This window comes from Metapseudomonas boanensis (assembly GCF_018704125.1).
GTDB classification, from domain to species: domain Bacteria; phylum Pseudomonadota; class Gammaproteobacteria; order Pseudomonadales; family Pseudomonadaceae; genus Metapseudomonas; species Metapseudomonas boanensis.
In genome coordinates this window covers 1-12,958 of sequence record NZ_JAGTIS010000033.1, presented here as the reverse complement: position 1 = coordinate 12,958, position 12,958 = coordinate 1, and the positions used below count along the sequence as shown (strand labels likewise).

Below are 12,958 nucleotides of genomic sequence, written 5' to 3'. Positions count from 1 at the left end.
GGCGACCAGGCCGGAGCCGGCCGGGAAGCTGATGCCGATCGGGAAGCGGGTGTGCGAGTCACCGCCGGTGCCGACGGTGTCCGGCAGCAGCATGCGGTTCAGCCAGCTGTGGATGATGCCGTCGCCCGGACGCAGGGACACACCGCCGCGGGTCTTGATGAAGTCCGGCAGGGTGTGGTGGGTGTTGACGTCGATGGGCTTCGGATAGGCGGCGGTGTGGCAGAAGGACTGCATCACCAGATCGGCGGAGAAGCCGAGGCAGGCGAGGTCTTTCAGCTCGTCGCGAGTCATCGGGCCCGTGGTGTCCTGGGAACCGACGGTGGTCATCTTCGGCTCGCAGTAGGTGCCTGGACGGATGCCTTGGCCTTCCGGCAGGCCGCAGGCGCGACCGACCATCTTCTGCGCCAGGGTAAAGCCCTTGCCGCTGTCAGCCGGGGACTCCGGCTTCTTGAACAGGTCGGAAGCGCCCAGGCCGAGCTCGGCGCGGGCCTTCTCGGTCAGGCCACGACCGATGATCAGCGGGATACGGCCGCCGGCGCGGACTTCGTCGAGCAGCACCGGAGTTTTCAGTTCGAAAGTCGTGACGACTTCGCCGCTGTCATGGCGAACGACCTTGCCTTCGTACGGGTAGACGTCGATGACGTCGCCCATGGCCAGGTTGGTGCAGTCGAACTCGATCGGCAGGGCGCCGGCATCTTCCATGGTGTTGTAGAAGATCGGGGCGATCTTGGTGCCGAAGCAGAAGCCACCGGCGCGTTTGTTCGGCACGAACGGGATGTCGTCGCCGAAGAACCACAGCACCGAGTTGGTGGCGGACTTGCGGGAAGAGCCGGTGCCGACCACGTCACCGACGTAGGCGACCGGGAAGCCCTTGGCCTTGACCGCTTCGATCTGCTGCAGCGGGCCGATGGCGCCGGGCTGGGCCGGTTCGATGCCGTCGCGGGCCATCTTCAGCATGGCCAGGGCATGCAGCGGGATATCCGGGCGGGACCAGGCGTCCGGGGCCGGGGACAGGTCGTCGGTGTTGGTTTCGCCGGGGACCTTGAACACGGTCAGGGTGACTTTTTCCGGCACGGCGGGCTTGTTGACGAACCACTCGCCATCGGCCCAGGACTTGAGCACGGCTTGGGCGGCGGCGTTGCCTTGCTTGGCGCGTTCGGCGACGTCATGGAAGGCGTCGAACATCAGCAGGGTGTGCTTCAGTTGCTCGGCGGCGACAGAGGCCAGTGCGGCGTCGTCCAGCAGTTCGACCAAGGTGGCGATGTTGTAGCCGCCCTGCATGGTGCCCAGCAGTTCGGTGGCGCGGGCCTTGCTGATCAGCGGGGAGTTGGCTTCGCCCTTGGCGATAGCGGAGAGGAAACCGGCTTTGACGTAGGCGGCTTCGTCGACGCCCGGCGGAACACGGTTGGTGATCAGGTCGAGGAGGAAGGCCTCTTCGCCGGCCGGCGGGTTCTTCAGCAGTTCGACCAGGCCTGCGGTTTGTTCGGCGTTCAGCGGCTGGGGCACAACGCCCTGGGCGGCACGCTCTTCTACATGTTTGCGATAGGCTTCAAGCACAGTTTTACCCTCATCAGTGGCCCTGGATTCTTCCAGGGCGCTCATCCAGGAATCCGCCGAACGCATGCGCCGCACAGCTTTGTGAGCTGTCTGGCCAAGGTTTCGGCGGCCTCCATCGAGAAGCTGTTTTCAAAGTTTTACGCCGTCAGGAAGGCCTGATGAGGGCTGGCGCTGGACACCTCAAGTGAGGGGGCCAGCGCCAATTTTTCCTGCCGGATGAACTGTGCTCGTGACGCTTTGAAAACAGCTTCCAACGGATATCGGCGCCTTAAATGGCGGGCTGATTCTACTGGAAAGGTTCGGCAAAGTTAAGACAAAACCCCCTCCTCGCCATGGGTGACCCCGATTAGACAAAGGGCTAAGATGGCGCGCCTGATTCACCCGCCGAACCTGCCATCATCATGTCCAACCAGCGAATCAAGACGCCTTGCGTCGGCCTCTGCTCCACTGTCTATGGCGACCTGGTGTGTCGGGGCTGCAAGCGCTTTCATCACGAAGTGGTGAACTGGAATCTCTATGGCGAGGAAGAGAAGCGCGCGGTATGGCGACGTCTTGAGATTCTCCTGGTGCAGGTCATGACCGCCAAGCTGGAAGTGTTCGACCCTTCGCGCCTGCGTGCGCAGCTCGAGCAGCATCAGGTGCGGTTCGTGCTTGAACAGTCGCCTTACTGCTGGGCCTACCAGCTGATTGCCAGGGCCGCACGGGTGATCAATCGTCTGGATGCTTACGGGGTTGCGCTGCTTCCCGAGTTTCGTGACTGGGCCTTGCCAAATCTTCGCGAGGCCATTGATCGGGAGTTTTTCCTGCTCTCCGAGGCACATTACGAGCGTTACATCGCTCCGCGCTTTCTTAGGGAAAGGATGGAAATTCGTCTTTGACGCTTTAAAAAGAGAGCCGCCCGATGGGCGGCTCTCTTTTTCATATTGTCAGCGTTGGGCTACCAGTTCCTCGAGATGGCTGATTATGTCGTCAGGTTTCAGGACCAGTACATCGCTTTCCAGCGTGTCGAGCACCACTTCGGCCGTATTGCCGACCAGGGCTCCGGAGAGGCCGGTCCGCGCAACGGTTCCGATGATCGTGACCACTGCCTGTAGCTTGTGGGCAATGTGAGGAATGAGGACATCGGCTGGGCCTTCCTCGATATGCAGACGCTCGTCGCTGACATCGAATTCGGCCTGGAACGCCCTGCATTCTTCGCGATAGCGTGCCTCAATGGTCTCCTTGAGCTGGAAGGTCGGGTCGGCCGCCGACAGCATCGGCGAGGGGTGCGCGGAAATCACGTGCAAGGTGCCCTGGGCCAGGCTGGCAATGTCGTAGCCGTGGCTGACGATGCCAGCATGCAAGGTACGATGCTCGCCATCACTGTTGCCCACATCGACAGCAGCCAGGATTACGCCGCCGGTCCAGGGGCGGTCCGTCTTGACCATCAGGACCGGGGCGGGACAGAAGCGCAGGAGCTTCCAGTCATCCGGTGTCAGCAGTGCCTTTTTCAGCGGGTTGTCGGGATAGTGTTGCTTGATCACCAGGCCACAGCCTTCTGCCTGTTGTGCAGCAATGACGGTCTGGTGCAGGTTGTCCAGCCAGTCCTGCTGGGTGGTGGCGCTGAAACCCTCGGCTGTGAGCGAGGCTGCCAGGTCGCTGAGGTAGGCGCTGTGGTCGCTCTTCTTGTCGCAGATCAGCAGGTGCAGGTGCGACTGGGTGACATTAGCGATCAGTTTCGCCCTCTTCAGGGCAAGGCCCTCTGGTCGGTCCGGTTCCAGTACTACCAGGATGCTGCGAATGGCTTGCATGGTCCTCATCTCCCTGTCGATGGCTTATAGCCAAAGCAAATGTAGTACTGATCAAGCTTTGGTGTTCTTGACATATGTCAGAGCGCCGGACTGGTCGTTGCGACTCGCATTCGTATAATGCTCCGCCTTTGCGGGAGCGGCCAGCAGTCAAGAACTCCCGCTCCGTCGAATCAGTGACGCATCTGCATAACGGAAGACCCGCCAGTGACCTTGCCTGAAATTCATGACTTTCTTGGTTGCCGTACGCCTGACGCCTGGGTGGCGGCCGCGCTGGCCGATCAGGAGACCATGCTGATCGACCACAAGAACAACGAGTTCAAGGCAGCCTCGACGGCGATGGCCCTGATTGCCAAGTACAGCACTCATTTGGATCTGATCAACTTCATGTCGCGACTGGCCCGCGAGGAGCTGGTACATCATGAGCAGGTGCTGCGGATCATGAAGCGCCGGAAGATTGGCCTGCGGCCGGTTTCTGCCGCGCGTTATGCGTCCGGCCTGCGTAAGGTGGTACGCACACATGAGCCACAGAAGCTGGTCGATACCCTGGTTGTGGGGGCATTCATCGAAGCGCGCTCCTGCGAACGTTTCGAGGCGCTTGTGCCTCATCTGGATGAGGACCTTGGCAAGTTCTACGGTGGGTTATTGAGGTCCGAGGCCCGCCATTTTCAGGGTTATCTGAAGCTTGCCTATCAATACGGGGACGCGGCTGATGTCGATCTGGTGATCGAGAAGGTCTGCGCGGTCGAGCGAGAGTTGATCGAGTCGCCGGATAGCGAATTCCGTTTCCACAGCGGCGTGCCCGCTTGAGGTTCAGGGCATCAGGCCCGTCGCGCTGACAGTCGGCAGCTGCTCAAAAGGAAGCGCCCAAGTGGGCGCTTCTTCATTCCTGGCGATGAAAGGTGTCCTTCTGACTCGCACCTTCTTGTGCGGACATGCTGCCACGTGGGTCGGCACCAATGCGCGGTATCGAGCGAATCAGGCGAGGCTGAAGGGCGCTTGCTGGAAACCTTGTTCGTCTACCTGGAGGGCCCAGCCTTGTCGATCCCAGTCGCCAAGCACGATGCGCCGCGCAGGCTGGCCGTCGAGAGCAAAGTCGTGGCATGCCGGGCGGTGGGTGTGGCCATGGATCAGAGTCCTGGCGCCATGTTCGCGGAGGATCTTCGGAATCTCTTCGACAGTGACATCGGTGATCTCGGTCGTTTTCTGCCGGGTCTGCATGCGACTTTCATTGCGCAACTTCCGGGCCAGCTTGTGGCGGGTTCTCAGCGGCAGGTTGCGCAGTATCCACAGCGAGACAGGGTTGCGCAGCCATCGACGCAGGCGCATGTAGGCCTCGTCGCGGGTGCACAGGCTGTCGCCGTGCATCAGCAGGACGGGTTCGCCGTTCAGCTGGACCAGGCTCGGGTCCGGGATCAGCGTGCAACCAGCCTCGCGGCAGAAGGCGCTTCCAATCATGAAGTCGCGATTGCCGTGCATCAGGTAGATGCGGGTGCCGGTGTCGGAAAGCTGACGGAGCGCTTGGGCGATCGAGCGCTGGAAGGAGGTCATGGCATCGTCACCGATCCAGGACTCGAAGAAGTCGCCGAGGATGTAGAGAGCTTCCGCCTGGGGCGCGCGCCTCTGCAGGAAATGAAGGAACGCCCGGGTTATGTCCGGGCGCTCCTCTTCAAGGTGCAGATCGGAGATCAGCAATATCACTCAGCGATCTCGGCCTTCTCGATAATGACGTCGTCGACCGGTACGTCCTGGTGGCCAGCCTTCATGGTCGTGGAGACGGCCTTGATCTTGTTCACTACGTCCATGCCTTCGACCACTTCACCGAATACGGCGTAGCCCCAGCCCTGGACGGTCGGTGCGCTGTGGTTGAGGAAGCTGTTGTCAGCGACGTTGATGAAGAACTGGGCAGAAGCCGAGTGCGGCTCCATGGTGCGAGCCATGGCAATGGTGCCGACCTTGTTCGACAGACCGTTGTTGGCCTCGTTCTTGATAGGCGCGCGAGTCGGCTTCTGCTTCATGCCCGGCTCGAAACCACCACCCTGGATCATGAAGTTGCCGATCACACGGTGGAAAATGGTGCCGTTGTAATGGCCGGACTTCACGTATTCCTTGAAGTTGGCCACGGTTTCCGGGGCTTTGTCTTCAAAGAGTTTCAGGGTGATGACGCCATGGTTGGTGTGCAGCTTGATCATTGGGGTATTCGCTCTGTCGAGAAATCCAAGGCCTGTCAGGGGATTGACAGCTTCGGCTATGATAAGCGCTTTGATTTGGCCGGCCTACCCTGAGCCGCGCACCAGCATGACCAAGGACACCATGAGCAAGCCAGAGACTCCCGCCGCCTCCAACTTCCTGCGCCAGATCGTCCAGGCCGATCTGGATGCCGGCAAGCACACGAAGATCGTCACCCGATTCCCACCGGAGCCCAACGGCTACCTGCATATCGGTCATGCCAAGTCGATCTGCCTGAACTTTGGCCTGGCCAAGGAGTTCGGCGGCGACTGCCACCTGCGCTTTGATGACACCAACCCGGCCAAGGAAGACCAGGAATACATCGATGCCATCGAAAGCGATGTGACGTGGTTGGGCTTTCAGTGGGCCGGCGAAGTGCGCTATGCCTCCAACTATTTCGACCAGCTGCATGCTTGGGCAGTAGAGCTGATCAAGGCTGGCAAAGCCTTCGTTTGCGACCTGTCCCCGGAAGAGGCACGCGAATTCCGCGGTAGTCTGACTGAGCCAGGCAAGAACAGCCCGTTCCGTGATCGCTCGGTAGAAGAGAACCTGGACCTTTTCGCACGCATGAAGGCGGGCGAGTTCCCCGATGGTGCCCGTTCGTTGCGAGCCAAGATCGACATGACGTCGCCGAACATGAACCTGCGCGATCCGATCCTCTATCGCATCCGCCACGCGAATCACCATCAGACCGGCGACAAATGGTGCATCTACCCGAGCTACGACTTCACCCATGGTCAGTCGGACGCCATCGAAGGCATCACCCACTCCATCTGCACTTTGGAGTTCGAAGACCATCGTCCGCTCTACGAGTGGTTCCTGGCCAACCTGCCGGTGCCCGCAGAACCGCGCCAGTATGAGTTCTCGCGCCTCAACCTGAACTACACCATCACCAGCAAGCGCAAACTCAAGCAGCTGGTGGACGAGGGGCATGTGAGCGGATGGGATGATCCGCGCATGTCCACCCTGTCCGGTTATCGCCGTCGTGGCTACACGCCCGAGTCCATCCGTAATTTCTGCGAGATGATCGGCGTCAACCGTGCCAGCGGTGTGGTGGACATCGGCATGCTCGAGTTCAGCATCCGTGATCATCTGGATGCCACGGCCCCGCGCGCCATGTGTGTACTGCGCCCGCTCAAGGTGGTGATCACCAACTATCCGGAAGGTCAGGTGGAGAATCTCGAACTTCCACGTCATCCGAAGGAAGACATGGGCGTTCGCGTCCTGCCGTTCGCCCGTGAGCTGTACATCGACCGTGAAGACTTCATGGAAGAGCCGCCCAAGGGCTACAAGCGCCTTGAACCCAATGGCGAAGTGCGCCTGCGCGGCAGCTACGTCATCCGTGCTGATGAGGCGATCAAGGATGACGACGGCAACATCGTTGAGCTGCGTTGCAGCTATGACCCGGACACCCTGGGCAAGAACCCGGAAGGACGCAAGGTCAAAGGCGTGATCCACTGGGTGCCTGCCGAGGGCAGCGTGGAGTGCGAGGTTCGCCTCTATGATCGCCTGTTCCGCTCGGCTAACCCGGAGAAGTCGGAGGAGGGCGGTAGCTTCCTCGACAACATCAACCCGGGGTCTCTGCAGGTACTGTCCGGCTGTCGTGCCGAGCCGTCCCTGGCTCAGGCCCAGCCGGAAGACCGCTTCCAGTTCGAGCGCGAAGGTTACTTCTGCACCGACCTGAAGGATTCGCAACCCGGCAAGCCGGTGTTCAACCGTACCGTGACCCTGCGTGACTCCTGGGGCCAATGATGACACTGTCGATCTACAACACGCTGAGCAAGACCAAGGAAGGGCTGAAGCCCCTGGTGGGCAATCAGGTGCGCATGTACGTCTGCGGTATGACGGTCTATGACTTCTGCCACATCGGCCATGCCCGTGTGATGGTGGCCTTCGACGTGGTGGCGCGCTGGTTGCGTCACCGCGGCTTTGAGTTGACCTATGTGCGCAACATCACCGACATCGATGACAAGATCATCCGACGTGCCAACGAGAACGGCGAGCCGTTCGAGGCGTTGGTCGAGCGCATGATCGCTGCGATGCATGAGGACGAGGCACGCCTTTCCGTATTGCGTCCGGATATCGAGCCACGTGCCACCGGCCATATCGCCGGCATGCACACCATGATCCAGACCCTGATCGACAAGGGCTTCGCCTATGCGCCCGGCAACGGTGATGTTTATTACCGGGTCGGCAAGTTCGTCGGCTATGGCAAGTTGTCGCGCAAGAAGATCGAGGATCTGCGCATCGGTGCCCGTATCGAGGTGGATGAGGCCAAGGAAGATCCGCTGGACTTCGTGCTGTGGAAGGGCGCCAAGCCTGGCGAGCCGAGTTGGGAGTCACCGTGGGGGCCGGGGCGTCCCGGTTGGCACATCGAATGCTCGGTGATGTCCACCTGCTGCCTGGGCGAAACGTTCGATATCCACGGCGGTGGCCCGGATCTGGTGTTCCCGCATCACGAGAATGAGATCGCCCAGAGCGAGGCGGCCACTGGCAAGCTTTATGCCCAGGCCTGGATGCACGCCGGTGCCGTTCGGGTAGATGGCGAGAAGATGTCCAAGTCCTTGGGCAACTTCTTCACCATTCGCGAAGTGCTGGAAAAGTATCACCCGGAAGTGGTTCGCTATCTGCTGGTGTCCAGCCACTATCGCAGCCCCATCAACTATTCCGAGGAAAGCCTCAAGGAAGCCAAAGGCGCGCTCGAGCGTTTCTATCATGCATTGAGAGGGCTGCCTGATGCGGCACCGGCAGGCGGAGAGGCTTTCGTCGAGCGCTTCGGTGCGGCCATGGATGATGACTTCAACAGTCCTGAAGCCTGTGCGGTGCTCTTTGAGATGGTGCGTGAGGTCAACCGACTGCGCGATACCGATCTGCAAGCTGCTGCCGCCCTGGCCGCCCGGCTGAAGGAGCTGGCTGGCCTGCTCGGCGTGTTGCAACTGGAGCCGGACGCATTCCTGCGTGCGGGGGCTGAGGGCAAGGTGGATGCGGCCGAGGTGGAAGCATTGATCCAGGCTCGCCTCCAGGCCCGCGCGGAAAAGAACTGGGCGGAATCCGACCGGATTCGCGATCAGCTGACGGCCATGGGCGTTGTCCTGGAGGACAGCAAGGGTGGCACCACCTGGCGTTTGGCTGATTGAGTGCGGTGTGACCTGCGGGGGTCTGTTCCTGTCAGGTCCGCGGCTCGGGCAGATGTCCACGCAGAACCAAGCAAGAGGCCGCTACTCCTAGCGGCCTTTTTTCTTGGCTGCCGGTATCACTTGCCCCCAGTGTTGGGCGGCGATGTGTCATCAATCCGCCGCGCACTGGCCGCAGCATGGATCGCTGAAGCATGACCCACCCTGTGCTTTGCGCCTCCGACGGGCCGAGTTGGAATTGTCTTGTCGGTTACACAGCGTCTTTCTTGCTTAACAAAACATAACGTCCCGCTGATTGTGCAGCCTTTCCAAAGCTGGCTAGGATTAGGTCGCTGCTGCCTCCCTGGGCAGCTTTACCTATAACAAAAAGGGGAAAGGTGTATGAGTGAGCCCGTCATGCGGCGCACCCAGTTCGGCCTGCCTGTGGATTCCTTCCACGCGCCGACGTTTCGCTTCCACTCGCCGCTGGCCAAAGCGCTCTCGCTGTTCAGTGTGCTGTCCGTCGTCGCCGTTGCCGCTGTGCCAATCACCGCATCCGCGCTTGCCGCCGATGCTTCGTCTTCCTCAATCGAATCTCCCAAGGCCGTCAGCAGCCTGTTGCTGGATGTCGTTCATGCCGGAAAGCGCCTGGTGGCTGCAGGCGATCGTGGCCACATCCTGTACTCCGATGACGATGGAAAGTCCTGGAGCCAGGCGAAGGTGCCGACTCGCCAGATGCTGACTTCTGTCTACTTCATCGACGACAAGAAGGGTTGGGCAGTTGGGCACGACGCGCAGATTCTTGCGAGCGAGGATGGTGGCGCTACCTGGACGCTGCAATTCGAAGACCTGCAGCGTGAAGCCCCGCTGCTGGATGTCTGGTTCAAGGATACCAACACCGGTTTCGCCGTGGGGGCCTACGGCGCCTTGCTGACCACCGCAGATGGCGGCAAGCACTGGGAAGACGTCAGTGACCGCCTCGACAACGAGGACCAGTACCACCTCAACGCCATCACAGCGGTCAAGGACTCTGGTCTGTTTGTGGTCGGCGAGATGGGCAGCATGTTCCGCTCCGCGGACTGGGGTGAAACCTGGGAGCGCATCCAGGGCCCCTATGAGGGCTCCCTGTTCGGCGTTCTGGGGGCGGCCGACTCCGGCGTGGTGATTGCCTATGGCCTGCGTGGCCATCTATTCCGCTCTGCCGACTTCGGAAACACTTGGGAAACCATCCCTTTGAAAACCACCGGTGGCGAGCTGGAGTTCGGACTGTCCGGGGGCGCTTTGCTGCCCAATGGCAGCCTTGTGGTGGTCGGCCACGGCGGTAGCGTCCTCAAGAGCAATGACAGCGGTCGCAGTTTCAGTGTGGTCAATCGCGCTGATCGCATGTCGCTGGCCGGCGTCATCGCCGACGACAAGGGCAACCTGATCCTGGTGGGACAGGGCGGTGTGCGTGTGGCATCACCGACCGGCGCCGAGCTGGGCCAACTATAAGAAAGGCGGGAGCGTTTTATGAGTACCCATCACCAGGACAAGGCGACCTTCCTGGAGCGTCTGATCTTCAACAACAGGCCGGCGGTGATCATCATCTGCCTGCTGGTCAGCGTCTTCCTATTCTGGCAGGCCCTGCAAGTGCGGCCCTCGACCAGCTTCGAGAAGATGATCCCGCTGCATCACCCCTACATCCAGAAGATGATCGAGCATCGCAATGACCTGGCCAACCTCGGCAACACCGTGCGTATCTCGGTGGAAGCGGTCAACGGCGACATCTTCAACAAGGAGTACATGGAGACCCTTCGACAGATCCATGACGAGGTGTTCTACATCTCTGGCGTCGATCGCTCGGGCTTGAAGTCGCTGTGGAGTCCCAGTGTGCGCTGGACCGAAGTGACGGAAGAAGGCTTCGCCGGTGGCGAGGTGATTCCACAGACCTATGATGGTTCCGCGGCCACTCTCGAAGATCTGCGTAACAATGTGCTCAAGTCCGGCCAGATCGGTCGTCTGGTGGCGAACAACTTCAAGTCCAGCATCATCGACGTGCCGTTGCTCGAGTCCTACCCGGACCCGAACGACCAGGGCAAACTGCTCAAGCTCGACTACCGCCAGTTCTCCCATGAGCTGGAAGAGAAGATTCGCGAGAAGTACCAGGCGCAGAACCCGAACGTGAAGGTCCACGTGGTGGGCTTCGCCAAGAAGGTCGGTGACCTGATCGATGGTCTGATCATGGTGGTGGTGTTCTTCGGCATCGCTTTCCTGATCACCCTGGTGCTGCTCTATTGGTTCACCTGGTGTATCCGCAGCACCATCGCCGTGCTGTCCACCACCCTGGTGGCGGTGGTCTGGCAGCTCGGCCTGATGCACAGCGTCGGTTTCGGTCTCGATCCCTACTCGATGCTGGTGCCGTTCCTGATCTTCGCCATCGGGATTTCCCACGGCGTGCAGAAGATCAACGGTATCGCCCTGCAGTCCAGTGATGCCGACAACGCCCTGACGGCGGCACGTCGTACGTTCCGTCAACTGTTCCTGCCGGGCATGATAGCCATCCTGGCGGACGCGGTGGGCTTCATCACCTTGCTGATCATCGACATCGGTGTGATCCGTGAGCTGGCGATTGGCGCCTCCATCGGCGTGGCAGTGATCGTGTTCACCAACCTGATCCTGCTGCCCGTAGCGATCTCCTATGTGGGCATCAGCAAGAAGGCCATCGAGCGGAGCAAGAAGGACGCCGTACGCGATCATCCGTTCTGGCGCCTGCTATCTAACTTTGCTCACCCTGTGGTGGCTCCGATCTCCGTTGTCATTGCGCTGATCGCTTTCGGTGGTGGCCTCTGGTACAGCCAGAACCTGAAGATCGGTGACCTGGACCAGGGGGCCCCCGAGCTGCGTCCTGATTCCCGTTACAACCAGGACAACAACTTCATCATCAACAACTACTCCACCAGTTCCGATGTGCTGGTGGTCATGGTCAAGACCGGTCCTGAGGGCTGCTCGACCCATGAGGCGCTGGCGCCAGTGGACGAGCTGATGTGGAAGATGGAGAACACTCCTGGCGTGCAGTCCGCCATCTCCATGGTCACCGTCTCCAAGCAGGTGATCAAAGGGATGAACGAGGGCAACCTGAAATGGGAAACCCTGTCGCGCAATCAGGACGTGCTGAACAACTCGATCAGCCGTGCAGAAGGCCTGTACAACTCCGACTGCTCGCTGGCGCCGGTGTTGATCTTCCTCAACGACCACAAGGCCGAAACCCTGTCCCGCGCTGTCAAAGAGGTCGAGGCGTTCGCCAAGGAGCACAACAAGGAGGGCCTGCAGTTCCTCCTGGCTGCCGGTAACGCGGGCATCGAGGCGGCCACCAACGTGGTGATCGCCCAGGCTGAACTGACCATCCTGATCCTGGTGTACATCTGTGTGGCGGTGATGTGCCTGATCACTTTCCGCTCCATCGCTGCAACCCTGTGCATCGTGCTGCCGCTGATCCTCACCTCCGTGCTGGGTAACGCGCTGATGGCTTGGCTGGGCATTGGCGTGAAAGTGGCGACCCTGCCAGTCATTGCGCTGGGTGTGGGTATTGGCGTGGACTACGGCATCTATATCTATAGCCGCCTGGAAAGCTTCCTGCGCGCGGGCCTGCCGCTGCAAGAGGCGTACTACCAGACCCTGAAGTCCACAGGTAAGGCCGTGCTGTTCACCGGGCTGTGCCTGGCGATTGGCGTGGCAACCTGGATCTTCTCGGCGATCAAGTTCCAGGCTGATATGGGCTTGATGCTGACCTTCATGCTCCTCTGGAACATGTTTGGTGCGCTGTGGCTGCTGCCGGCGCTGGCACGGTTCCTGATCAAGCCCGAGAAGCTGGCGGGCAAGGTCGGTGGTTCATTGTTAGCCCACTGAGCCTGATAGCTCGACGAAGAAACCGCGGCTCTGGGCCGCGGTTTTTTTAGGTTCTTTGCGGAATCGGGGGGGAAGAGCGAGTTGACAGTCGGGGAAGTGGGTAAATTGGCAATCGCCAAACATCCCAACCCCCACCCCCTGCTGTCGCCGTGCATCCTGTTGATCTGGCCCCTTTCTGGCCAGGCTACGAGGTCGTCGCCTGTCGCCAATCCACTCACGACACCCTGCTGATCAGTCTTGAACCCCAAGCCGAGCGCTTCCCGATTTGCAGCCGCGTGCCAAACCCAACCTGTTGATCCACGAGCAGCAGCACATCCGCCAGGTGCGGGATCGTGACCTGCAGGATCAGCGCGTCCTGCTGCAACTGCCGGTGCGTCGCGTCGACTG

Annotated in this window: 10 protein-coding genes and 1 pseudogene; 7 read left to right on the top strand and 4 right to left on the bottom strand. The window is 60.6% G+C overall.

What is annotated here, in order from left to right; translation table 11 throughout:
• Positions 1 to 1,557 (bottom strand): bifunctional aconitate hydratase 2/2-methylisocitrate dehydratase (locus J7302_RS25920; protein WP_215381653.1); only part of this gene is annotated, 1,557 nt, incomplete at its 3' end.
• A 401-nt stretch (positions 1,558 to 1,958) separates the two neighbouring features.
• Here J7302_RS25920 and J7302_RS25915 point away from each other — a divergent pair.
• On the top strand, positions 1,959 to 2,435 hold the full coding sequence (locus J7302_RS25915; RefSeq protein WP_215381650.1) for a DUF1289 domain-containing protein: 477 nt from the start codon (positions 1,959 to 1,961) through the stop codon (positions 2,433 to 2,435).
• 48 nt (positions 2,436 to 2,483) lie between these two features.
• Here J7302_RS25915 and J7302_RS25910 read toward each other — a convergent pair whose 3' ends face one another.
• Positions 2,484 to 3,347, bottom strand: a complete 864-nt coding sequence (locus J7302_RS25910; RefSeq protein WP_215381649.1) for a universal stress protein — start codon at positions 3,345 to 3,347, stop codon at positions 2,484 to 2,486.
• Positions 3,348 to 3,551: 204 nt separating this feature from the next.
• On the opposite strand from J7302_RS25910, the gene miaE reads away from it, so the two are divergent.
• Positions 3,552 to 4,154, top strand: coding sequence for a tRNA-(ms[2]io[6]A)-hydroxylase (miaE, locus tag J7302_RS25905; RefSeq protein ID WP_215381648.1), 603 nt, complete (start codon positions 3,552 to 3,554; stop codon positions 4,152 to 4,154).
• A 168-nt stretch (positions 4,155 to 4,322) separates the two neighbouring features.
• On the opposite strand, the gene lpxH is transcribed toward miaE, so the two are convergent.
• Both lpxH and J7302_RS25895 read right to left on the bottom strand, forming a co-directional pair.
• Positions 4,323 to 5,045 carry a UDP-2,3-diacylglucosamine diphosphatase gene (gene lpxH / locus J7302_RS25900; protein ID WP_215381647.1) on the bottom strand — a complete coding sequence of 241 codons (723 nt, stop codon included), beginning with the start codon at positions 5,043 to 5,045 and terminating at the stop codon, positions 4,323 to 4,325.
• Entirely contained in the window at positions 5,042 to 5,536 is a 495-nt protein-coding gene (locus J7302_RS25895) for a peptidylprolyl isomerase (RefSeq protein ID WP_215381646.1), read from the bottom strand. Before J7302_RS25895 ends, lpxH begins: the two co-directional genes overlap by 4 nt.
• 121 nt (positions 5,537 to 5,657) lie before the next feature.
• Here J7302_RS25895 and J7302_RS25890 point away from each other — a divergent pair, with 121 nt between their 5' ends.
• The 5 genes and pseudogenes from J7302_RS25890 to J7302_RS27205 all read left to right on the top strand — a co-directional run.
• Entirely contained in the window at positions 5,658 to 7,325 is a 1,668-nt protein-coding gene (locus tag J7302_RS25890) for a glutamine--tRNA ligase/YqeY domain fusion protein (RefSeq protein WP_215381645.1), read from the top strand.
• Entirely contained in the window at positions 7,325 to 8,710 is a 1,386-nt protein-coding gene (cysS, locus tag J7302_RS25885; protein ID WP_215381644.1) for a cysteine--tRNA ligase, read from the top strand. Before J7302_RS25890 ends, cysS begins: the two co-directional genes overlap by 1 nt.
• A 378-nt stretch (positions 8,711 to 9,088) precedes the next feature.
• A complete protein-coding gene (locus J7302_RS25880) occupies positions 9,089 to 10,177 on the top strand; it encodes a WD40/YVTN/BNR-like repeat-containing protein (protein WP_215381641.1) in 1,089 nt (362 codons plus the stop codon).
• Between the two features lie 18 nt (positions 10,178 to 10,195).
• On the top strand, positions 10,196 to 12,571 hold the full coding sequence (locus J7302_RS25875) for an efflux RND transporter permease subunit (RefSeq protein WP_215381636.1): 2,376 nt from the start codon (positions 10,196 to 10,198) through the stop codon (positions 12,569 to 12,571).
• A 149-nt stretch (positions 12,572 to 12,720) separates the two neighbouring features.
• Positions 12,721 to 12,958: pseudogene (locus tag J7302_RS27205) on the top strand (ISL3 family transposase); the annotation flags it as partial.